This is a genomic window from Paenibacillus sp. V4I7 (assembly GCF_030817275.1).
Classification (GTDB): domain Bacteria; phylum Bacillota; class Bacilli; order Paenibacillales; family NBRC-103111; genus Paenibacillus_E.
The window spans coordinates 5216867-5239215 of record NZ_JAUSZD010000002.1 but is presented as its reverse complement, the minus strand read 5'-3'; the positions used below and the strand labels follow the sequence as shown (position 1 = coordinate 5239215).

At 45.2% G+C, this 22349-nt stretch carries 21 protein-coding genes and 1 pseudogene; all 22 read left to right on the top strand.

Going from position 1 to position 22349, the window contains the following annotated elements; translation table 11 throughout:
• The first annotated feature begins 26 nt into the window (after nt 1-26).
• The 22 genes and pseudogenes from QFZ80_RS24520 to QFZ80_RS24415 all read left to right on the top strand — a co-directional run bounded on the left by QFZ80_RS24520 (nt 27) and on the right by QFZ80_RS24415 (nt 22336).
• On the top strand, nt 27-902 hold the full coding sequence (locus QFZ80_RS24520) for an ABC transporter permease (RefSeq protein WP_307561525.1): 876 nt from the start codon (nt 27-29) through the stop codon (nt 900-902).
• 12 nt (nt 903-914) lie between these two features.
• Nucleotides 915-1915, top strand: a pseudogene (locus tag QFZ80_RS24515) (aldo/keto reductase).
• Nucleotides 1916-1957: 42 nt separating this feature from the next.
• A complete protein-coding gene (locus tag QFZ80_RS24510; RefSeq protein ID WP_307561523.1) occupies nt 1958-3013 on the top strand; it encodes an aliphatic sulfonate ABC transporter substrate-binding protein in 1056 nt (351 codons plus the stop codon).
• A 77-nt stretch (nt 3014-3090) separates the two neighbouring features.
• A complete protein-coding gene (locus QFZ80_RS24505) occupies nt 3091-4305 on the top strand; it encodes a threonine synthase (RefSeq protein ID WP_307561521.1) in 1215 nt (404 codons plus the stop codon).
• Nucleotides 4306-4432: 127 nt separating this feature from the next.
• On the top strand, nt 4433-5320 hold the full coding sequence (locus QFZ80_RS24500; protein ID WP_307553430.1) for a MetQ/NlpA family ABC transporter substrate-binding protein: 888 nt from the start codon (nt 4433-4435) through the stop codon (nt 5318-5320).
• 88 nt (nt 5321-5408) lie between these two features.
• On the top strand, nt 5409-6437 hold the full coding sequence (locus tag QFZ80_RS24495; RefSeq protein ID WP_307561519.1) for a methionine ABC transporter ATP-binding protein: 1029 nt from the start codon (nt 5409-5411) through the stop codon (nt 6435-6437).
• Complete coding sequence (locus tag QFZ80_RS24490; RefSeq protein ID WP_307445889.1) at nt 6427-7086, top strand: methionine ABC transporter permease; 660 nt, start codon at nt 6427-6429, stop codon at nt 7084-7086. Before QFZ80_RS24495 ends, QFZ80_RS24490 begins: the two co-directional genes overlap by 11 nt.
• 127 nt (nt 7087-7213) lie before the next feature.
• Nucleotides 7214-7381 (top strand): hypothetical protein, encoded by a 168-nt coding sequence (locus QFZ80_RS24485; RefSeq protein ID WP_307561517.1) that lies wholly within the window; start codon nt 7214-7216, stop codon nt 7379-7381.
• 88 nt (nt 7382-7469) lie between these two features.
• Nucleotides 7470-7907, top strand: coding sequence for a protein-tyrosine phosphatase family protein (locus QFZ80_RS24480; RefSeq protein ID WP_307561515.1), 438 nt, complete (start codon nt 7470-7472; stop codon nt 7905-7907).
• Between the two features lie 757 nt (nt 7908-8664).
• Nucleotides 8665-9144 (top strand): GNAT family N-acetyltransferase, encoded by a 480-nt coding sequence (locus tag QFZ80_RS24475; RefSeq protein WP_307561513.1) that lies wholly within the window; start codon nt 8665-8667, stop codon nt 9142-9144.
• 16 nt (nt 9145-9160) lie between these two features.
• A complete protein-coding gene (locus QFZ80_RS24470; protein ID WP_307561511.1) occupies nt 9161-10240 on the top strand; it encodes an LLM class flavin-dependent oxidoreductase in 1080 nt (359 codons plus the stop codon).
• Nucleotides 10241-10493: 253 nt separating this feature from the next.
• Nucleotides 10494-11660, top strand: coding sequence for an amidohydrolase (locus QFZ80_RS24465; RefSeq protein WP_307561509.1), 1167 nt, complete (start codon nt 10494-10496; stop codon nt 11658-11660).
• Nucleotides 11661-11690: 30 nt separating this feature from the next.
• Nucleotides 11691-12221 (top strand): GNAT family N-acetyltransferase, encoded by a 531-nt coding sequence (locus tag QFZ80_RS24460; RefSeq protein WP_307553437.1) that lies wholly within the window; start codon nt 11691-11693, stop codon nt 12219-12221.
• Between the two features lie 75 nt (nt 12222-12296).
• Nucleotides 12297-13496, top strand: coding sequence for an MFS transporter (locus tag QFZ80_RS24455; protein ID WP_307561506.1), 1200 nt, complete (start codon nt 12297-12299; stop codon nt 13494-13496).
• 181 nt (nt 13497-13677) lie between these two features.
• The gene (locus QFZ80_RS24450; RefSeq protein ID WP_307553439.1) at nt 13678-13971 is read left to right on the top strand and encodes an HPr family phosphocarrier protein; all 294 of its coding nucleotides are present in this window, start codon (nt 13678-13680) and stop codon (nt 13969-13971) included.
• Nucleotides 13972-14004: 33 nt separating this feature from the next.
• Nucleotides 14005-14898, top strand: coding sequence for a LysR family transcriptional regulator (locus QFZ80_RS24445; RefSeq protein WP_307561504.1), 894 nt, complete (start codon nt 14005-14007; stop codon nt 14896-14898).
• 134 nt (nt 14899-15032) lie between these two features.
• Nucleotides 15033-16046 carry an LLM class flavin-dependent oxidoreductase gene (locus tag QFZ80_RS24440; RefSeq protein WP_307553441.1) on the top strand — a complete coding sequence of 338 codons (1014 nt, stop codon included), beginning with the start codon at nt 15033-15035 and terminating at the stop codon, nt 16044-16046.
• 20 nt (nt 16047-16066) lie between these two features.
• Nucleotides 16067-17401, top strand: coding sequence for an LLM class flavin-dependent oxidoreductase (locus tag QFZ80_RS24435; protein ID WP_307553442.1), 1335 nt, complete (start codon nt 16067-16069; stop codon nt 17399-17401).
• 56 nt (nt 17402-17457) lie between these two features.
• Entirely contained in the window at nt 17458-18786 is a 1329-nt protein-coding gene (locus QFZ80_RS24430) for an LLM class flavin-dependent oxidoreductase (RefSeq protein ID WP_307561502.1), read from the top strand.
• A 14-nt stretch (nt 18787-18800) separates the two neighbouring features.
• Nucleotides 18801-20459, top strand: coding sequence for an ABC transporter substrate-binding protein (locus QFZ80_RS24425; RefSeq protein WP_373460156.1), 1659 nt, complete (start codon nt 18801-18803; stop codon nt 20457-20459).
• A gap of 21 nt (nt 20460-20480) precedes the next feature.
• Nucleotides 20481-21407: an ABC transporter permease gene (locus QFZ80_RS24420; RefSeq protein ID WP_307561498.1), complete on the top strand. Its 927-nt coding sequence runs from the start codon at nt 20481-20483 to the stop codon at nt 21405-21407.
• A 35-nt stretch (nt 21408-21442) separates the two neighbouring features.
• Complete coding sequence (locus QFZ80_RS24415; protein WP_307561496.1) at nt 21443-22336, top strand: ABC transporter permease; 894 nt, start codon at nt 21443-21445, stop codon at nt 22334-22336.
• Nucleotides 22337-22349 lie beyond the last annotated feature (13 nt).

Sequence of the window (22349 nt, the reverse complement as noted above, 5' to 3'; positions counted from 1 at the left end):
ATTTCACGAAAGAGAGGGATCCGGATATGAATCAAGCAGAGCTAGCAGCGGGAACCGGTAACAGTCTTGTCCAGCAAACATCAAAAGAAGTTCCTGCGTCTCCGCAAGTTGAAAGAAATTTGAAAACGAATAAAACAGAAACCAAATGGCAGCTTATCGCGAGAGGGGCTGTCCTTCCGGTTACCGTTTTGATCATTTGGCAGATTTTTGGTTCTACAGGCATGATCTCGAAGACGCTGCTACCGACTCCAATTGAAATATGGCTGGCATTTTACGATTTGCTGATCAGCGGTGAACTGTTCAAACATTTGAAAATCAGCATTTGGCGCGCCGCAGTCGGATTTTTGCTCGGAGGAAGTCTGGGGCTTATTTTCGGATTACTCGTTGGTTTATTCCGCAGGTTTGAGCATTCGGTTGATCCAACCGTACAAATGCTTCGAACCATTCCCCATTTGGCCATCACTCCGCTTTTCATTTTATGGTTCGGTTTTGGCGAATTCTCCAAAGTTTTGCTTATTGCCAAAGGTGCTTTTTTCCCGCTTTATGTGCAGACGTTTCTGGGGATCCGCAATGTCGATTCCAAGCTATTTGATGTGGCAAGGATTCTGGAGTTTAGCAAGTTCAAGCAAATCACCAAACTGGTGCTTCCTGCGGCACTGCCCAATATATTGCTCGGGTTGCGCTTATCGATCGGCGTAGCCTGGCTGGGATTAGTCGTCGCAGAGATAATGGGATCCAGCGAAGGTGTTGGGTATTTAATTATGGATGCCAGACAGTTTTCTCAGACTGCCGTCGTATTTGTGGGTATCATGATTTTTGCATTCGTTGGAAAAGGCTCGGATTCTTTGGTTCGCATTTTGGAGAAAAGACTGTTGAAATGGCGCGATAGCTTTAATGGATAAGGAGAGATAACAATGACAATTGGACAAAGAAAATTAGGCAGGACAGGACTAAATGTCTCCGAAGTGAGCCTTGGAACGATGGCATTCGGTCGTTGGATCGACCAAAAAGAGTCAGCTGATGTGCTTAATGCTGCGCTTGAAGCGGGCATTACGCTAATTGACACGGCTGATGTTTACGGTTCGGGTATGGATAAAGGCAACCCGCTTGAAATCGGTGAGTCGGAGACGATTCTCGGTCATCTGCTAGGTGAGCGCAGGCACCGGATCGTTTGGCAACCAAAGTTCATGGCCGAGTGGGTCTCGGTCCTAATGATGCGGGCCAAAGCAGGTATCACATTTATCGCGCGGTGGAAAATAGTTTGAAAAGGTTGCAAACAGACTATATTGATTTGTATCAAGTGCATCGATTTGATGAACAGACGCCACTTGAAGAAACGCTACGTGCGTTAGAAGACCTTGTTCGTCAAGGGAAATTGCGCTATATCGGGTGCTCGAATTATGCCGCATGGCAAATTGCTAAGGCGCACGGTATTTCAGGACAGTTGCGGCTTGAGCGCTTCGAAAGCGTACAGCCGGAATACAGCCTGATCGCTCGCGGTATCGAACAGGAATTGCTGCCTTTTGCCGTTTCCGAAGGCGTAGGCGTTATCGTGTATAGTCCGCTTGGACGCGGATTGCTGACCGGCAAGTATAGCTTCGGCGCGCAGCCGCCTGCCGGATCGCGCGGAGCAGCCGGCGAACAGCGGCTTCACACATTGCTCGAAAAGGAGCGGAATTTCCGCATCGTAGAGCAGTTAAAGCCTATTGCGGAACGCAGAGGCTGGACACTTGCTCAGCTTGCGCTGAATTGGGTGCTCAGCAGAGAAGGTATTACATCCGCGATTTTGGGGGCTTCCAAGTCTCATCACATTACAGAAACATTGTCTGCGATCGGTGAGAAGCTTAGTCCAGATGAATTGAGAGATATCGATGCGATCACGAACGGTGTTCAACCGGAGTTGGTTGTAAAATAAGATCAGCTTTATTGTTACTAAACAACTCAGGAGGGCTACAGAATGAGAAATTTCAGAGGGCTCGTACTTACGACAGTACTTACGATAGGATTGGGAATTCTTGCTGGCTGTGGAGCTGGTAAACCAACGACGAAAAATTTGGAAAGCGCAGCGCCGAAAGAAGTCGCCAAGAACAATGAAGCCAAAAATCAACTGGTTGTAAACATCGGTATTCAGCAAAGTATTTGGCCAATTCTTGCTGCTAAAGAAAAGGGCTGGTTTGAGGAAGAGTTTAAAAAAGTTGGCGCACAAGTTATTTGGGTAGAGTTTCAAAGCGGGCCTGCTTATTTTGAAGCTATTGCATCAGACAGGCTGGATTTTGGACGCGTAGGGAATATACCTGTATTAGCAGGGCAAGCAGCAGATATAAAATTCAAGGAGATAGCAACAGCCAGTTTTGGTGAAAAGGGAGATTCCATACTTGTCCCGAAAGACAGCCCAATTAAAACGATCCAGGACTTGAAAGGTAAACAAATCGCTGTAGCCAAGGCAAGCAGCTCTTATGGTTTGCTGTATAAAGCATTGGAATTTGGCGGACTTAAACCTGATGATGTGAAAATCATTCAATTACAGCCTGATGAGGCTCAGCCAGCATTTGAAACCGGGAAGGTGGATGCATGGGCCATTTGGGAACCTTTTCAATCCGTTCAAGTGTTGAAAAACGGCGCCAGAGTTCTTGCTAACGGAAATGCGGTCAAGTCATACAGTCCAGGGTTTCAAATCGTTCGCACCAATTTTGCTGAGGAACATCCGGAACTTGTCGTGTTGTATCTGAAAGTCACGGAAAAAGCAACGAAGTGGCAACTAGAACATGTCGATGAAGCCATTGAATTATACGCCAAATTGAAAAAACAGGATAAAGAAACGATTCGCCGGGTATTGGAGAACTCCGAGCCTGCAAATGTTCCGATCACTCCGGAAGTTATAAAAACCCAGCAGAATACAGCGGAGCTGCTTCAGTCAGTCGGAGGATTAAAAGGGAAAGTCGAAGCGTCCAAAGTAGTGGATAACAGCTATATTGAAAAAGCTTTGCAGGAATTGAAATCGGAGAAAAAATGAAAAATTGTCTTCCGTAGATTTTTCGGGGTCAAAAACAGATTTTAATATTTTACAAAGAAAAGAGAATGTGATATTGAATGCCATTCAGCTACTTAACCCATCTGCATTGCCCTAAATGTCAAAAGATTTATCGTCCGGATGAAGTTCATCAATTATGTGTGTGCGGCTCTCCATTATTGGCGGACTACGACTTGGAAAGCTTGAGAAATCAACTGACATCCAAGGATTTGTCAGGCAGACCTTCGAATTTATGGCGTTACCATGAACTGCTGCCCGTCACATCACCGGAAAACGTCGTAACGCTGGGAGAAGGGATGACGCCGCTACTACCGATGAACCGTCTGGGCTTAGACATGGGAATCGGCAGTCTTTGGATGAAGGATGAAGGGATAATCCCTACAGGCAGCTTCAAGGCTCGCGGAGCTGCCGTCGGTGTTTCGAAGGCGAAAGAGCTTGGCGTACAGGAGCTGGCTATGCCCACCAATGGAAATGCCGGTGCAGCTTGGGCTTTGTACGCTGCTAGAGCTGGACTACGTTCTTCGATTGTTATGCCGGTCGGCGCACCTGTAATTACCAGAAATGAATGCGCAGTCTCAGGAGCGAACCTGAATTTGGTGAACGGGTTAATCAGCGATGCGGGAAAGATCGTTGCTCAAGCGGTGAATGACTATGATTTATTCGATGCCTCGACCCTGAAAGAGCCTTATCGCATCGAAGGGAAGAAAACAATGGGTCTTGAGATCGCAGAACAGTTGGATTGGAAGCTTCCCGACGTCATCTTGTACCCGACAGGTGGAGGTGTGGGTCTCATTGGCATTTATAAAGCTTTTCGGGAGCTCATAGAACTGGGATGGATCGAAGATAAGCTCCCGCGTTTGGTTGCTGTTCAGGCGGCAGGTTGTGCTCCGATTGTAAAGGCATGGGAGAGAGGGATGCCGGACTCGCAGTTCTGGGCTGACTCCACAACCGTTGCCTTTGGGATAAATGTGCCGAAAGCACTCGGGGATTTTCTTGTTCTTGAAGCTATATACAAGACGGGTGGCTGCGCCATTGCGATAGAGGATACCGAGTTGCTCGAGGAGCAAAAGAACATCGCCCGCCTGGAAGGCGCGTTTGTTTGTCCTGAGGGAGCGGCGACCTTCTCTGCGGCACGTAAGCTCAGAGCAAACGGTTGGATCCAGGAGGGCGAGACTGTTATCGCTTTGAACACGGGCAGTGGCATTAAGTATCCGGAAACCGTCATGGTTGCGGTGCCAGTTCTGGAACCTGGGGATTCGATGAGAAGGATTTGAACCTGATATTCATTCTGAATTCTGGTATGTGAACCAAAAGATCAATGGTGAAGGCTTGAGAAGTCAGGTTTCGACAAGGAATTCTTTTAGATGATTATTAATAGAGAATAAAGGGAGTGGGAAAGGTATGAAAAGATCGCATTTAATATCCATTTTTACCATGATTGTAATATTGGTGGTAACCGGATGTGGAAAAACAGTAGAAACGAAAACTGCAACATCAGTAAGCGCAGCGCCGACAGCAGCCGCTAGTCCTTCATCCGCTCCTTCGCCAGCAGCCAGTCCGGCAAGCGAGAAAGCGAAGTTGAAAGTCGGCATTTCCGCAGGCGTGGAGGAAGAAATTTGGAAGAAGGTTAAAGAGGTAGCGGCGAAGGACAATTTGGAAATTGAAATTGTTACGTTCAACGATTACATTCAACCGAACAAAGTGTTGGCAGATGGCCAATTGGATGCTAATGCCTTCCAGCATGAGCCTTATCTCAATCAATTCAAGGCGGATAACAAGCTGGACATCGTTAAGCTGGCTAATACGTTAAATTTTCCGATAGGCTTGTATTCCAAGAAAATTAAAAACGTTTCGGAGATCAAAGAAGGTGATGAGCTTGGATTGCCGAATGACCCGTCTAACGGGGCAAGAGCCTTGATTCTGTTTGAACGTGCGGGATTGATCAAGCTGAAGGAAGGTGTTGGTGTTAAAGCCACCGTTCGCGATATCGTAGACAATCCGAAGAAGCTTAAATTCAAGGAATTGGAAGCTCCTTTCATTCCGAAAGCTCTGCCGGATCTTACAGCTGCGGTAATTAATACGAACTATGCAGTGGATAACGGTTTTGTACCTACTAAAGATGCAATCTTTATTGAACCGAAAGATTCGCCTTGGGTAAATCTTATAGCTGTGCGAACGGCCGATAAAGATAAACCGGTATTCCAAAGATTAATTAAAGCCTACCATTCCGAAGAGGTTAAGAAACTTGTTTTAGATAAATACGGCAGCTACATAGTGCCGTCTTGGTAAGTAATGCGCTTGATGGAAAAAACAGAGGTCTCTTTCCAAACGAAAGGGGCCTTTTGCCTTAATGATTGCATAAGAGGAGAGGTACATCTTGATTGACTTGATAAACGTTAGTAAAACATTTGAACAAAAGGGAGTACGGGTAGAAGCGGTTAGACAGGCAAACCTTCAAATCCGTAAAGGTGAAATATTCGGTGTGATCGGCTACAGCGGGGCAGGCAAAAGCTCGCTTTTGCGCTGCATCAATTATTTGGAAAAGCCAACTTCAGGCAGCATCAGGATCCATGGTGTTGAGATGTCGCAATTAAATGAGAAGGACATGAGGATGATGCGAAGAAAGATAGGGATGATCTTCCAGCATTTTAACCTGCTCTCATCAGGGACCGTTTATCAGAACGTAGCCGCACCGCTGGAGTTGGCAAAGGTTCCAAAAAAGAAAATAGAAGCCAAAGTAAGAGAATTGCTTGAAGTGGTTGGTCTTCAGGATAAAGAAAAGTCTTATCCGCGTCAGCTTTCAGGAGGACAAAAGCAGCGTGTTGCGATTGCCAGAGCCTTGGCGAACGATCCGGAGATTTTACTTTGCGATGAGGCTACTTCAGCGTTGGATCCCCAAACCACAGACTCTATCCTGGACTTGCTTCTGGATATTAACCGTAAATACGAGATTACGATTGTCCTTATCACGCATGAAATGCATGTCATCAAAAAAATCTGCGATCGGGTTGCCGTCATGGAAAATGGCAGCATTGTCGAGCAGGGTTCGGTTATCGATCTGTTTTATGCACCGCAAACCGATACAACACGCAAGTTTATCAAAAGTGTTTTTGATACGGAAATTCCGGAAATGCTTTGGACTCAATTGCGAAATCCGGGGAGAGCAGGCACCTTAATACGGGCTTCATTTATCGGCGATTCTGTGACGGAGCCTGTTCTGGCAGACTTAACAGCAAAATTTACTTTGCGTCCCAGTATTATTTACGGGAATATCACTCAAATTAAAGAAACAATTTTCGGTACATTGGTATTGCATATAACGGGAGATCCGGTTGTTATTGAGAACGGTATACGTTTTCTGAAGGAGCAGGGCTTAAGGATTGAGGTTATCGAAGATGTTAAATAAATTAATAGAAGATGCAGACCTTTATCTGAAGTCTATCAACGAAACGGCTGTCATGGTCGGATATTCGTTAGTGATTTCAAGCGTAATTGGACTATTGCTAGGCGTGCTGCTGGTGGTACTAAGACCAGGTAATCTTTATGCAAATTCAGGTGTTTATCATATACTGAATGCTGTCATTAATATCATTCGTTCCATACCATTTATTATTATTATGGTTGCCATTATCCCCTTAACGAAATGGCTTGTCGGTACGACCATTGGTGTGAAAGGAGCTATCGTCCCTCTTGTTTTTTACACCGCGCCTTATATTTCACGCTTGATGGAAACAGCATTATTAGAGGTCGATCCTGGTATCATAGAGGCTTATCAGGCTATGGGCGCTTCTAAACAGCAGATTATATTTCGCGTTATCTTAAGAGAGGCCCGGCCAGCTTTGATTCTCGGACTAGCGATTGCCACGATTGGGTTAATTGGTGCATCGGCAATGGCCGGAGTTATGGGAGCCGGGGGATTAGGGGACGTTGCAATAAGGTTCGGATATCAGCGTTGGGAACCGGATGTGATGTACACCTCCGTGCTTTTGCTTGTTCTTATAGTCCAGATCGTGCAATCATTAGGAAATTGGATATCGAAGAGATTGAGGAAGTAAAAGTTAAGTAAGCAAGGGCGATCAAATGAATCATTTTGATTGCCCGATTTTTTTAAACAATTATGAATTATGTTATTGTAATTCATATAATTCCGAGTATAATACTAGGTATATAGTTGGAGAGGATATGAACAAACGAGAAATCGGGGATATACAGTGGCAGCAAGACATCCTGCAAGCTTTATCTCAGATGGAACAACATCTAACGCGTCATTTTGAATACCAATTATGGAATATGATTGATGCAATCAACCAAAATATGCTAAAACTTTTTAAACAATTAAAAGAGCAGTAAAATCCGAACCGATCATAAGCTGATTATGGACCTCGTCATGATTAAGGATAGCGAATCGTCCGAATTTTAAGGGAGATGTGATGTTATTATGGGAAAAGACTATCAATCTTTACATGAGGAACGTATCTTTATCGGAGGAGCCAAAGATGTGAAGCAAATGATCGAAGACGAGCAGGTTGAAGTGGTGATCGATTTGCGCGCAGAAGCACAAGAGGCAGCGAGCTCACCAGAATCGGTGGAGCTTATTCACATTCCGCTTGTTGACCAACAAGAGGGACAAGAGGGTCAGATTGGGAAAGCAGCCGATGAAGTGATTCGCCATTACCGTGATGGGAAAAAGGTTGCTCTCCATTGTGCAGCAGGACGAAGCCGGACGGGAAGTGTCGCGATAGCTGTATTGCTGCAACTAGGCATTGAGCCGACTGTTCAGCAAGCGGAAGAAGCCTTGAAACAGATTCGTACCGAAGCAAATGTGCATCCGGAGCTTCTCAAATCGGTAGCCCGGCTTTTTCCGGATCTGAAATGAACGGGTATATGGTTAAAGGAGCTGCAGCGCAGCTCCTTTTTCTACCGAAAAGTTATTTTTGGTAATCGGGTTTGACGAAGCCTTGAAATTTGGTTTCCGTCACCTGTTTAAAGGGCTGTTTACCAAATTGGATTCCGCTGCTTCCAGATTGGAAATTTCGAAATTCCTGTGATGTAAGGTTTCCTTATCCATTGAGCAGATTCACTTTTTGACGAGATGATCTTCATGACAAGGACGGAGTGATAATCTTGTCTGGACCGTATTTTGAATTTATTATACCTGGACTTTAAAAGGGGCTGTCCCAAAAGTCATTTCAGGAAATTCCACCCCCCACTTTGTACGCAATATTGGGCAACAAAAGAACCTTCATTCCCACTTTTATAGTGAGTTTGAAGGTTCTTTCGCACATATTATGGGATTGACTCATTTGGGTTTACCCTTTTGGGACAGCCCCTTTTTTAGTGGGAATCTTTTTTGCTCCAAACTATTGTTCCTTATTGCCAGTCAATCAGCGAGGTGCGCATACGTATTTTATTTTGAGATTGATCGGCTATTCTGATATTCGACCCAAATGAAGGATCCTGCGAAGTGTGGGGCAATTCGGAGCATACCGAGGTCGTGGGGTATTTAGATAGAAATATTGAATTTTAGAATAGAAAAGACTAATTAGACGCTCTTTCATAGAGATGATAAATTTATCAAATAAGAATTACCGATAAAACCAATGTGTATAATTGGGCAAGGGAGGAATGAAACTATGATTTCGAAGATTACTGCTGCTCCTGAGGATGTTCGAAGTAAAGACTCAGAGCAATTGATCAGGGAACTGAGCACAGAGCTGGGAGTGATCTACGACTCTGATGGAAGCGCAGGCTTCAATCCATCTGACATCGAAGTGCCGCGTGCCGCATTTGTGGTCGCCCGTATCGAAGGTCATCCTGTTGGATGCGGCGCTTTGCGACCATTGGATGACACCACGGTAGAAGTCAAACGGATGTATACACGCTCCGATTACCGACGTAAGGGAGTGGCGCAAGCGATTCTTGCCGAGATTGATCGCCTGGCGATCGAGTTTGGCTACAGCAACATTAAGTTGCAGACTGGCCCCAAACAACCGGAAGCGGCTGCGCTCTATGAACGAGTTGGCTATCATCAAATTCCGATCTTTAGCGGAAATTGGGATCTTGTGCTTGCCTATCTGAAGGATTTGACTCGCGTTCCCGGTAAACCATATTGATGGGGGATTACATAAGATGAAATTTGCTTTATTTAGCCTATTGATGAATATCCCCAACGCTGTAAGCGGGGAAACGTTGACTACCCAACAGAAATTTGAGAACGTGCTGAAACAGGCCGTCCTTGCCGAAGAACTTGGTTTAGATGCTTACGGTGTGGGTGAGCGGCATGGGGCACCATTCCTGTCCTCTTCCCCGCCAATAGTGCTCACAGCGATCGCTGCCAGAACCTCACGGATCCGCTTGCTAACTACGGTGACGGTTCTAAGCGTGCTCGACCCTGTACGCGTTGCTGAGGACTACGCTACACTTGATCATCTCTCGGGCGGGCGGATCGAGTTGATCATCGGCAAAGGCAACGACCCACGCCACTACCCGCTTTTCGGGATTACCGAGGAGGAGCAATGGGAATCCCTTGCTGAGCGATATGCACTCCTGAAGCGCTTGTGGAATGAAGAGAATGTTACCTGGCAGGGGCGCTACCGTACACCACTGGACGATGTCACTACACAGCCAAGACCCTTTCAAAAGCCAATCCCGGTGTGGCATGGCAGCGCATCAAGTACGCTGTCCACCGAGTTAGCAGCGAAATATGGCGAACCGATTTTTTCCTCCAACACGTTTCACCCACAGGCCAAATACAAAGCGTTAATCGATCACTATCGCGAGCGTTTGGCCTATTATGGCCATGATTCCCAAAACGCAATCGTTGGCTCGGGTTTTGGTAGTTTGTATCTGGCAAACACCACAGAGGAGGCGATCAAACGCTATCGCCCCTACTACGATGCCTTTCACGCTACGACTGCATCGCGGATCAACAACACACCTTTCAAAGACCTCGAGGACAATATTAAGTACGGGCCTGTCCTGATAGGTAGCCCTGAGAACGTTATTGAGAAGATCATGAACTATCATGCGGCCTATGGGCACCAAGTGGTTAGCATCAGCGTGGACGGATTGACTGAAGCAGAGCAATGCGAGCAGGTTGAGCGATTTGCCACCGAAGTTGTGCCGGTGCTTCGACGCGAGATTCCCAGTAAAGTATGGGGCAGCAACAAACTGCCGTCGTTGCAACAAGGTGTTTTTACGGTGTCTTAACAAGAAAAAAGCGTCCTCTAAACCGTTTAACCGGCTTGAAGGACGCATTTTTCTACGTTTAGCTAATTAGAATGCAGGAACTACCGCAACTCCATACTTGTCTTGGATAAACAAATCTGGTCGTCCCTCTTTTGCAGGAGAAAGGATTATTCCGGACCAAATACGAAAGTGACACGCTTCGTGATCATTTGAATTTGCCAGTGCCGCAAAACCGATATAGCCTAAGAAATGGTGCGTCAAAGGAGGAAATAATATGAGTCATCTATCTTCAACAGGGTTGTCACCTGAATTCGGACAAAAGCTGATTGCGATTCGGCGTCAACTGCACCAGTATCCGGAATTATCCTATGAAGAATTCGAAACCACAGCCTCGATTCGCACTTGGCTGCAGGAAGCGGATATCCGAATTGCCAATTATCCTCTCAAAACAGGTCTCGTCGCGGAAATTGGAGGTAAACAAGGAGGACCCATTATTGCTATTCGGGCCGACATTGATGCTTTACCGATCCAAGAAGAGACCGGATTTGCCTATGCTTCAGTCATTCCAGGCAAAATGCATGCTTGCGGCCACGATTTCCATACTGCTGCCATTCTTGGGGCTGCACTCCTGCTAAAGCAGCAGGAAAATGAACTGGACGGCACTGTTCGCTTCATTTTCCAACCAGCTGAGGAAAAGGCAGGAGGAGCTGAGAAAGTAATCAGCAGCGGTGCATTGGAAGGGGTACGTGCAATCTTCGGCATGCATAATAAGCCCGATCTTCCAGTGGGAACGATTGGAATTAAATCGGGGCCATTAATGGCTGCTGCCGATGGATTTGTAGTTGAAATTGAGGGAGTCGGCACACATGCTGCTGTTCCAGAAGTGGGGATTGATCCCATTGTAACGGGGGCGCATATCGTTACGGCACTACAATCGATTGTAAGCAGAAATATTAGCTCACTACACAGTGCGGTGATTAGTGTGACAAAGATGCATAGCGGAACGGCATGGAATGTGATTCCAGATAAAGCGATATTGGACGGTACGGTGCGTACATTTGATGAAAATGTTAGATCGGTTGTGCTGAATCGCTTCGATCAGGTCGTTCAAGGAGTCGCTGCTGCATATGGCACTAAGGCTTCGGTTCGTTGGATCAAGGGACCTCCGTCCGTTCTGAACGATGCGGAGTTAGCGGAAGTAGCCGTTCAAGCAGCAGGCCATGCAGGTCTGCAGGTTATAACTCCAACACCTTCATCAGCGGGGGAGGATTTCGCTTTCTATCAGAAGAAAATACCCGGTGTCTTCGTGTTTATGGGAACATCCGGTACGCAAGAGTGGCACCATCCGGCGTTCGATTTGGATGAGCGCGCTCTGCCGATCAGTGCGAATTATTTTGCCATATTAGCCAAGCATGCCTTAAAGCAGTTAAATTCCTATTAAGTGAAAAAAATAAATTGGAGATGTGATGATATGAGTGCAAGTGTCATTCAAATTCGCGAAGCGAGAGCAGAGGATCGTGGAGTTATTAGACAGCTGCTCGCGGAGGCCTATGGTCAATACCAATCTGTGCTATCACCAGAAGGATGGGAACTTTACAAGGAGAACATTCTGGCTTCTGTGGATGGCGACGCTCCAACCGCTCGTATTGTTGCCGAAGTCGATGGCGAGATTGTTGGCAGCTCTCTCTTGTATCACTCTTCTGAGGTTGCCTACGGACTCCCCGAACTGAACATTCAAACGCCCATAATTCGTTTATTGGCCGTTTCTCCCCAAGCAAGAGGAAAGGGCATAGCAACGGAGCTAATTAAAGAAAGCGCAAGACGCGCGCTTGAATTAGGCGCAACCACGCTTCATTTGCATACATCCGATATGATGGAATCTGCGGTGAAGCTTTATGAACGTTTGGGATTCGAACGCGCGTTTGACAAGGATATTCAAAAGGGAGATGTCGTTGTAAAAAGCTATCGCCTTCATTTAAAAGAAACAGCCATTCTTCGATAATAAGCAGGGATCGATCTTCTCTATGTTTCCCTAGTGTCATACCGGTTACTTTAATGGGATAAAAGGTGGTGGCACATGGAACGTTACTGGAAACGCAATCTTTATATGTTATGGTTGGGCTTATTTTTTAACCACATGGCTTTTACCCTTTCGGTGCCTTTCTTTCCTATTTTTTTGCAAAATGACCTAGGAATTCAAAGCGGGTTGGAAGCTTGGTCGGGTATTTCCATTTCGATCAGCTTTCTGATCAGTGGTTTGTGTGCTCCCTTTTGGGGTTCGCTCGCCGATAAATATGGCCGGAAGCCTATGCTTGTTCGCTCAGGCATAGGTTTAAGCTTGGTACATTTCGCCAACTTTTTTGTTCATGATCCTTTCACTTTCATTCTTGTCCGGATTTTTCAAGGATTCATGGCAGGCTTTAGTCCTGCTTCCATTGCACTGGTTGGTACGAATACACCAGAGAAACACGTCGGTTACGCACTTGGCGTCATTTCAACGTCGTCTGCAGCAGGGGGAATTCTTGGACCGCTTGCGGGAGGAATGCTTAGTCATTGGATGGGATTGCGGGCGTGTTTCGTGGCATCGGGCCTCATTACGTTAGTATCCGCTTTCATCGTCCTAGTGGGTGTAAAAGAGGTTCACGAAGGGCGTGATGGGGCTCGTACCAGTGTCATAAAGGATCTTAAACAAGCTGCTGGTAACACACGATTAATGCGGATATTTGGGCTAACTTTACTAGTTTCGACTTCGGTCATGATCTTGGAGCCGCTTCTAACGATCTATGTAGGGCAAATCGGCGGCAGTATAAACAACGCTTCGCTCAGCTCGGGCATTGTTTTCTCAGCAGTAGGCGTTGCTACGGTCATTACGGGTCCCCGTTGGGGGATCATTGGCGGGCGAATCGGTTATGAGAAAATACTCTTCATTGGGTTACTGGGCGGAGGTATTGGCAATCTGCTGCAGCTCGGAGTTCATCACCTTGTCGGCTTTGGCATCCTGCGATTCAGTTATGGACTGTTTTTTGCAGCCGTTTATCCAGCGTTGAATGCACTCATCGTCAAATATGCAGAGGCTGATTTCCGCGGAAGGGCTGTCAGCCTGAACCAATCGTCGAGTCAGTTCGGTATTGTAGTTGGTCCTTTGCTTGGCGGTGTGCTCGGTGGTTGGATCGGAATCCAATTCGTTTTTCTCATTACTGGTGTTACACTGCTTGGGGCTGCCTTGACGATGAAGGTGGTTGATTCTAAGCGAGTTGACCATAGGCTGCCTGGTTAACTTGGAATTTTCTTGAATTTCAACCATTGACAAAATCATGTCCGAATTACTATAATTTAAATACTAGTAAATTTATCGGAATTATTGGAATCTACCAGACAACTGGAGATGCATCATCCTTTTAAGGATGGTTGTGTCTCCTTTTTTTATTTACTTACGAAAACTCTGAGGAGGAATAAAAATGAAAATAGATTGGACTTTTACGATGAATCAACCTTGGACCATTGATCGTGTGTTGGATTTTGTGACCATTGCCAATCGATATACTTGTCATATTTATGTGGGTGTAAATGGAAATAGATTCAATGCTAAAGGGCTATTAGGCATAGTATCATTGAGTCTTTTACTTGGAGATCAATCGACAGTTGTTCTTCAACTAGATGGAATTGATGCACATGAAGCGTTCGAAGAAGTGTCTGTCCATTTACAAAGCTCAGATCTTACCGTTCGTACAGTGTACTCGCGAACTTCTTGATTATGTGCCAGCTAGAGAGGGAGTAAACAGCAAATGAACATTGAAAATATTGAAGCATTCGTCTATGTCATTCATTTTAACAGTTTCAACAAGGCAGCGGATGCTTTGTTCTTATCTCAGCCTTCCGTTACGGCCCGCATTCAATCGTTGGAACGAGAGCTGAATACACTGTTATTTGAGAGAGAAGGCAGGAATTTCACACTGACGGAGAAAGGGAAGCAGTTTCTGCCCTACGCTCAGCAAATTCTTCAAACGTACAAAAAGGGCAAGCAGCAGCTTCAAAATTTGAACACGGCTTTGGATGAACTCAGAATCGGTTGCACAGTGTCCGTATCCAATTATGTCATTCCAGAAATTCTTCCAATTATTAAAAAAAATTATCGCCATCTGAAAATTAAATTAATGACAGCTCCGACAGAATTGATTCTGGAGAAGCTGCTGAATAAAGAAATTGATATAGGCTTTGTCCGGAATGTGACTCACCCGCATGTAGAAAGTTTGGGTTATTATGAGGATCCCATTCGTCTTTTCGTCCATCATAATCACCCCTTTTTGGAAAGGAAACACATTACGATTGAAGATGTAAGTCGCGAATCACTTGTCTTCTTTGAGTGCGGATCGCTCGATTGGGTGAAGATTCATCGTCTATTTGCAACACTGGACCATCCACCCAAAATTGAATATCAGATCGATAATCTGGAAACCGCGAAGAAGCTTGTAGCCAAAGGTATGGGTGTTTCATTTCTACCGGAACTTTGCGTACGTAAAGAAGTGAAAGAGGGAATGCTTGTACCTATAGATATTTCTGCATTGGGGGGGCTTTCCTTACGGACAATTCTCATTACACTTAAAGAATCGAGTCTTGATTTTTCATTGTTGCTCCTGGATGCATTGAAAGAAATCGATTGGAAAAAAAGTGCTACATAGAATAATCCTATTCATCAATAGAACATCTTTATATGCGATTGACCGTCCAATAAGCCGGTGATACAGTAAATGAGAAAGTTAAAACCGACAAAACCAATTGGAATTATTGTTTATAACATAGGGGAGGGAACAAATTGGGAATTCGATTAAGCTTGCTAGATCAAACACCGGTCGGTGAAGGGATTTCGGCTGTTGAAGCCTTCGGGCAAACGCTGGAATTCGCACAAAAAGCAGAAGCGTTAGGTTATCACAGGTTCTGGGTGTCTGAACATCATGACTCCGATGGCGTCGTAGGTTCATCTCCCGAAGTGCTCATCGCCTATTTGTTAGCCAAAACCAACAGCATTCGTATCGGATCCGGCGGTGTCATGCTGCAGCACTACAGTCCATATAAAGTAGCGGAGAATTTCAATGTGCTTGCATCTTTGGCGCCGGGACGCGTAGATCTTGGCATTGGTAGAGCACCTGGAGGGCTACCACGATCTGCCAAGGCACTTCAACTGGAAGCTGCGGGAAAAGGACCAACCCTTGCTGATAAGCTTATTCTATTAAACCAATATATTCACGACACATTGGAAGAAACGAATGAGCTTCACGGTGTCAAAGCTGTTCCTATCCCTGAAGAGCCAGCAAAACTATTTCTACTTGGCGGTGGTGGAACAAGTACAGAGCTAGCTGCCAGCTTAGGGATCCCCTACGTATTCGCTCAATTCATTACGGGTGATGAGTCGGTTATTACGAAAGCATTTGATTCATACAGGCAGCACTTTTCGGTTGATGCACCATCAAAACCGCATACAATACTTGCTGTTTCTATTATATTAACGGATGAGGATGAAGAGGCAAAGGCACTTGCAGCCGATGTAAAGAATGTCAAAGTTCATTTGGAAAGCGGTAGAACGGTTACAGTGAAGACCACCCAACAAGCGGAAGAATTCGGTAAGCAGTCGGGTGAGAAGTACACGATCGAAGAGAAGGAAGCTAACATTATTCATGGCTCCAAGGAGACCGTGAGGAGGAAGCTTTTGGATCTTTATGAAACGTACAAATTGGATGAAATTGTTATTATTGTTGCAATGAAAGAGTTCAAAGAACGTTTACGCGCGATTGTCCTTTTGCAAGAAGCATTTTCAGAACTTACCGTATAAAATTCTAAGGAGGAACTACAATGTCCAAACAAAAACAATTAAAACTTGGGGCCATTATTCACGGCGTTGGTGGCAACATGTCTTCATGGAAACATCCGGATGCGGTCGTGGATGCCAGTGTGAATTTCAACTATTACACACAACAAGCAAAGAAAGCGGAAGCAGGTAAATTCGATTTGTTATTTATTGCAGATGGACTATTCATTAATGAAAAATCTATTCCTCATTTTTTGAACCGTTTCGAACCGATTACGATTTTATCTGCTTTAGCTGCAGTCACATCTAAGATCGGACTCGTTGGCACACTGTCTACATCCTACAGTGAACCGTTCACGGTATCTAGGCAGTTTTCATCGCTTGATCATATTAGTAACGGCAGAGCAGGCTGGAACGTAGTGACATCTCCATTGGAAGGCTCAGCCTTGAACTACAATAAGAAGCTGGAAGAACATCCAGACCACCCTAAGCGTTATCGGATAGCTGCTGAATATTTACAGGTTGCCAAAGGGTTATGGGATTCATGGGAAGATGATGCTTTCACGAGAGATAAAGAATCAGGCATTTTCTTCGATCCGGAAAAGCTGCACCGTCTAGATCACAAAGGCGAGTTCTTCTCCGTACAAGGACCGCTTAATATTGGCAGATCCAAGCAAGGTAGACCCGTTGTTTTCCAAGCTGGATCATCGGAGGACGGTAAAAATCTGGCTGCTAAAGAAGCGGATGCAATCTTTACAGGACATCCAACTGTGGAAGATGCTAAGCATTTTTATGATGATGTAAAGGGTAGAGCGGTAGGATTCGGAAGAAATCCGGAAGAGATCGTTGTTATGCCGGGCATTGGTCCAATCATTGGATTAACAGAAGAGGAAGCAGAGCATAAATACCAGGAAGTCGCCAATTTGGTGACGATACAAGAAGCACTAGCGTATATTGGACGTTTCTTTGAACATCATGATTTTACACAATATGACTTAGACGCTCCATTCCCAGATCTAGGTGATTTGGGTAAAAATAGCTTCCAAAGCACAACGGATCGAATCAAACAAAATGCGCAGGAACAAGGTTTGACACTACGTCAAGTAGCCCTACAATCGGCAACGCCAAGACCGCTGTTCATAGGTACACCAACTCAGGTTGCAGACCGCATTCAAGAGTGGTTCGAGAGTGGCGCAGCAGACGGTTTCATCGTTGGCTCGGGTGTTCCTAACGGTTTGAATGACTTTGTAGATTTGGTCATTCCTATTTTACAAGAGCGAGGGATATATCGAACCGAGTATGAGGCGGATACACTACGCGGTAATTTAGGTCTTCCTTTTCCAATAAATCGCTATGTGAAAGAAAAAGTAACTCAATAGCATGATTTAATTCCTACTAATCACATAAGTATTATTTGGAAAGGGAGTGAATAACCATGACTAAATCACGGAAATTGAAGCTTGGTGCTAACATTAGTGGTGTCGGCAATAGTATGTCTGTCTGGAGGCACCCTGAAGTCTCCACAGACGCTAGTGTGAACCTTGAGTTCTATAAGCAGCAGGCATCGAAGGCTGAATCTGGGAAGTTGGATTTTGTATTTATAGCGGACGGTTTGTATATTAATGAGAAATCAAATCCACACTTCCTTAACCGATTCGAGCCAATTACGATCCTTTCTGCACTAGGTGCAGTGACTTCTCATATCGGACTTGTCGCTACGCTATCCACTTCGTATAGTGAACCATTTACAGTGGCACGTCAGTTCTCTTCATTGGATCACATTAGTGGTGGGCGAGCCGGTTGGAATGTCGTCACTTCACCACTTGAAGGCTCAGCGAAAAACTTTGGCAAGGGTGAGCATCCTGCGCATGAGCTGAGATACCGCATTGCCGAAGAATACGTTAGTGTTGTTAAAGGTCTTTGGGACTCATGGGAAGACGATGCCTTCATTAGGGATAAGGAGTCGGGCGTTTTCTTTGATCCGAGCAAATTGCACACGTTGAATCACAAGGGTGAATTCTTCTCCATACAAGGACCACTTAATATTGGTCGCTCTCGGCAGGGGCATCCCGTTGTTTTCCAAGCTGGAGCTTCCGAATCCGGCAGAGACTTGGCTGCGAGAACAGCCGAAGCCATCTATACGGGTCATGAAAGCATCGAGGAAGCAAAGTTATTTTATAAGGACATTAAACAACGGGTTGCAGTTTATGGGCGTAATCCAGAGGAAGTACTTATTTTCCCAGGTATTAATCCTATCATTGGACGTACAGCTGAAGAAGCGGATCGCAAGTACCAAGAAGTCGCGAATTTGGTTACGATTCAGAATGCGCTTGATTATCTAGGTCGTTACTTCGAGCATCACGATTTCTCGCAGTATCCGCTCGATGATCCATTCCCGGATCTGGGTGATTTCGGTGGGAATAGCTTCCGAGGCACGACGGACCAAATAAAAAGGGAAGCAAAGGATCATAATTTGACTCTTCGCCAAGTAGCGCTGCGAGCGGCGACGCCAAGAGGTAATTTCATTGGAACGCCGGAGACAATTGCGGATCTAGTAGAGCGATGGTTCGAGGAAAAAGCGGCGGATGGCCTTGTTATTCGTACGACTGTCCCGAAAGCGTTGGATGATTTTGTTGATTTGGTCGTTCCGATTTTACAGGAGCGCGGTATTTATCGCACAGAGTATGAAGCAGATACGTTACGTGGCAATTTAGGAATTCCTATTCCTGCTAATCGCTACACGAAAGAGACAGTAAGCAATTAATTGGTTTCCAATACATGGGGGGGTTGAAAGTGAATAGATCAATAGGTTGGATCAAGTTTAGTGCATTTTCATTAGCCATCGTACTCGCTTTAACCGGGTGCAGTTCATCAAAAAGTGGAAGCTCGGATGCATCCAATCCTAAGCAAGAGGTAAAACAAACGGCGGTGGTTGGCGGAGAGCTCACCTATGCGCTCGCAACTTCGCCTGACTCACTGGATCCACATCGCAGCGGGCTTGCCGTAGCCGTAAGGGTACTTCGTACCATCTATGATAGTTTGGTTGTTCAATTGCCTGATGGCTCTATTAAACCGTGGCTGGCAACAGAGTGGACAGTTGCCCCTGATGGCCTGAGCTACATTTTCAAGCTGCGTAATGATGTGAAATTCCAAGACGGGACCCCGTTCAATGCGGAAGCTGTTAAATACAGCTATGATCGAATACTCGATCCTGCAACAAAAGCAGCTAATTCCGGAGCCTTGATTAAGCCTTATAAGTCAGCAGAAGTGATTGATGAATTTACAGTCAAAATAAATCTGGAAACACCGTCGAGAGCTTTCTTAGGCAACCTAAGTCAAGCACTTCTAGGTATTGTATCACCAACAGCAGCCAAAAAGTATGGGGATCAATTCGGCAAAAATCCGGTAGGATCCGGTCCCTATTCCTTTGTGAAATGGGAAGAGAATGCTTCCATTCAAGTCAAACGCAGTCCTGATTATAATTGGGCTCCGGAGATTGTAGAAAATAAAGGGAAAGCTTATTTGGATCAAATCACATTTAGTATTGTTCCGGAAGAAGCGACTCGTATCGGTAGTGTTCAGAGTAAACAAGTGCTTGCAGGCGAAACTGTGCCGCCACAAAACGTCGTCTCCTTGAAATCAGATTCGAACGTCCAAGTTCACCAAGTCAATACAAATGGATTGCCGTATACCTTATTTATTAATCAACGAAAAGCACCTTGGGGTGAATTGAAGGCCAGACAAGCGCTGCAAGCAGCCATTGATGTTGATGCTATTGTCAAAACATTGTATTTAGGTACGTACCCACGTGCTTGGTCACCGTTATCGCCTGGTGTTTTTGGTTATGATGCATCACTAGAAAACGGCATTAAACCTGATATTTCTAAAGCGAACAAGTTGTTGGATGAGTTGGGCTGGGTCAAAGGCGCAGATGGGATCCGTGAAAAAGAGGGTAAAAAGCTTACCTTGCATTATGTAGACGGCTCACCGAACCGTGAGAAACGTAATGATATAGCGGTCATCATACAGCAGCAATTAAAACAAGTGGGGATTGTTGTTGAAGTAGAGATTACAAAGGATACAGCCAATGTAGTTTACACCAAAGGTGCCTATGATATCTACGGAAATAGTCAAGTGAATTCAGATCCAAATGCTCTATATTCTTTCTACCATACAAGCGATCCAAAAGCACGACCAAGTCTTCCAGGTCTTGCAGATCCACAAGTCGATAAATGGCTGGAACAAGGGGCTATCGAGCCTGACGATAAAAAACGTGCAGAACTGTATAAACAAGTTCAGAAATCGATTATTGATAATGCCGTCATCATTCCTATTTATGTGTTCCCTTACACAGTAGCTGCTTCGAAAACAGTAAAAGGCTTGAAATTCGATTCTCTGGGATACCCACTCTTTAATGACACGTTCATTCAAAAATAACGAAACAGGGAGCTAAACGATATGAGCAGGATAATAACGGAGCGACTTGTGGTTTCCTTGCTGGTCATCCTAGGTTCCTTAATCCTTGTATTCTGTATTCTGTATGTACTTCCTGGAGATCCCGTTCTATCCATGATCGATCCGTCATCCATGACGCCGGAGGCCATTGCAAATTTAAGGCATCAGCTCGGACTGAATGAGCCATTCTATGTACAATTTGGCCATTATTTTGTATCCATCCTTCATGGGGATTTCGGTAAGTCATTACTCAACAGCGAACCTGTGCTGCCCAAAATTAGTAAGCATCTTCCAGCTACGCTGGCGTTAACATTTGCCAGTACGCTGATTTCCACGATTATCGGTGTAGGGCTTGGGGTACTCTCAGCCATACATCGAAATCGCTGGATTGACGTACTAGCTCGGATCGTAGGATTGTTCGGAATCTCCATGCCGACATTTTGGTCAGGAATTCTCCTCATTCTAATCTTTTCAGTGTCACTAGGTTGGTTCCCTGCGATGGGATCAAAGGGGTTCATAACCCTTGTTCTTCCTTCATTGGCACTCGGCTTTGTTGGTGCTGGATTCATCGTCCGGATGGTACGCAACTCGATGTTGGAGGTTATTAATGAGCATTTCATTGTGACACTGCGTGCCAAGGGACTACCTGAACGATTAGTTATGTATCGACATGCGCTTCGTAATGCGTTGATACCTGCTGTTACGATAATCGGTATTCATATTGGAGATCTGATGGCAGGGACAGTTGTTATTGAAACTGTGTTTTCGAGGCAGGGCATTGGTAGAATTCTTGCGGATGCCATCATGTCCAAAGATTTACCCGTCGTTCAGGGAGTCGTTTTCTTCTCAGCTATTATCTACGTCTTCGTAAATCTACTTGTAGATATTTCCTATGTATTTATTGATCCACGAGTTCGGAGAACACAATAAAGCGACTCGAATTCGCAATAGAGAGGAGATCAAATATGAAAGAAGTGATTTCCGCTAAGGCTATTTGGCAGAGGAGTAAGCAGCAAGCGCGTGTTTCAAAACTAAATAACAAAGTTAATGCAACTGATATGCTCGTTTATTTAGCGGCTATCGTAACGCTGTTCATTCTAGGATGTGCACTCTTTCCGCAATGGATTGCTCCCTATGCACCAACAGCGATGCTTACGGACCAAATTCTGCGTGCACCAAGTAAAGCTCATTTGTTTGGTACGGACTATTTTGGCAGAGACGTTTTTAGTGTCGTCGTGTATGGCAGTCGTGACTCCTTGTTTATTGGTTTCGCGTCTGTATTGGCTGGTGGTCTAATTGGAGGATTGATCGGTGCGATATCCGGTTATATCGGTGGTGTTATCGACACCATTTTCATGAGACTTATTGATGTTCTGATGACCATACCTGGCATTTTATTGGCTTTGGCTATTGCTGCTGCTTTGGGACCTCATTTAATCAATATTATCTTCGCTGTCGCGGCATCGGCCATTCCTCAATATGCGAGGGTGATGCGCGGTCAGATCCTCAGTATTAAGAATCGATCTTTTGTTACAGCTTCGAGATCGATAGGTGCATCTAATGTTCGTATTTTTTTTCGACATGTCTTGACGAATGCATGGTCACCGTTGTTGGTTATGTCTACGATCGGACTGGGATCATCTATCTTGGTAGGAGCGGGATTAAGCTTTCTAGGCCTAGGAGTGCTTAAAGAAGTTCCGGATTGGGGAACACTTTTATCGCAAGGAAGAGGATATTTGACAGTGGCTTGGTGGATTTGTACGTTTCCGGGGTTAGCCATCACGATATTCGTACTTTCTGTTAATTTGATTGGAGATAAACTACGCGACTCCATGGATCCAAAGCAAAGCAGGGCATAGCAAGGGAGGCGGC

Coding starts and splice junctions, on each gene's coding strand:
- QFZ80_RS24520 (WP_307561525.1), top strand. CDS start 27: ATGAATCAAGCAGAGCTAGCAGCGGGAACCGGTAACAGTCTTGTCCAG.
- QFZ80_RS24510 (WP_307561523.1), top strand. CDS start 1,958: ATGAGAAATTTCAGAGGGCTCGTACTTACGACAGTACTTACGATAGGA.
- QFZ80_RS24505 (WP_307561521.1), top strand. CDS start 3,091: ATGCCATTCAGCTACTTAACCCATCTGCATTGCCCTAAATGTCAAAAG.
- QFZ80_RS24500 (WP_307553430.1), top strand. CDS start 4,433: ATGAAAAGATCGCATTTAATATCCATTTTTACCATGATTGTAATATTG.
- QFZ80_RS24490 (WP_307445889.1), top strand. CDS start 6,427: ATGTTAAATAAATTAATAGAAGATGCAGACCTTTATCTGAAGTCTATC.
- QFZ80_RS24485 (WP_307561517.1), top strand. CDS start 7,214: ATGAACAAACGAGAAATCGGGGATATACAGTGGCAGCAAGACATCCTG.
- QFZ80_RS24480 (WP_307561515.1), top strand. CDS start 7,470: ATGGGAAAAGACTATCAATCTTTACATGAGGAACGTATCTTTATCGGA.
- QFZ80_RS24475 (WP_307561513.1), top strand. CDS start 8,665: ATGATTTCGAAGATTACTGCTGCTCCTGAGGATGTTCGAAGTAAAGAC.
- QFZ80_RS24470 (WP_307561511.1), top strand. CDS start 9,161: ATGAAATTTGCTTTATTTAGCCTATTGATGAATATCCCCAACGCTGTA.
- QFZ80_RS24465 (WP_307561509.1), top strand. CDS start 10,494: ATGAGTCATCTATCTTCAACAGGGTTGTCACCTGAATTCGGACAAAAG.
- QFZ80_RS24460 (WP_307553437.1), top strand. CDS start 11,691: ATGAGTGCAAGTGTCATTCAAATTCGCGAAGCGAGAGCAGAGGATCGT.
- QFZ80_RS24455 (WP_307561506.1), top strand. CDS start 12,297: ATGGAACGTTACTGGAAACGCAATCTTTATATGTTATGGTTGGGCTTA.
- QFZ80_RS24450 (WP_307553439.1), top strand. CDS start 13,678: ATGAAAATAGATTGGACTTTTACGATGAATCAACCTTGGACCATTGAT.
- QFZ80_RS24445 (WP_307561504.1), top strand. CDS start 14,005: ATGAACATTGAAAATATTGAAGCATTCGTCTATGTCATTCATTTTAAC.
- QFZ80_RS24435 (WP_307553442.1), top strand. CDS start 16,067: ATGTCCAAACAAAAACAATTAAAACTTGGGGCCATTATTCACGGCGTT.
- QFZ80_RS24430 (WP_307561502.1), top strand. CDS start 17,458: ATGACTAAATCACGGAAATTGAAGCTTGGTGCTAACATTAGTGGTGTC.
- QFZ80_RS24425 (WP_373460156.1), top strand. CDS start 18,801: ATGGGGGGGTTGAAAGTGAATAGATCAATAGGTTGGATCAAGTTTAGT.
- QFZ80_RS24420 (WP_307561498.1), top strand. CDS start 20,481: ATGAGCAGGATAATAACGGAGCGACTTGTGGTTTCCTTGCTGGTCATC.
- QFZ80_RS24415 (WP_307561496.1), top strand. CDS start 21,443: ATGAAAGAAGTGATTTCCGCTAAGGCTATTTGGCAGAGGAGTAAGCAG.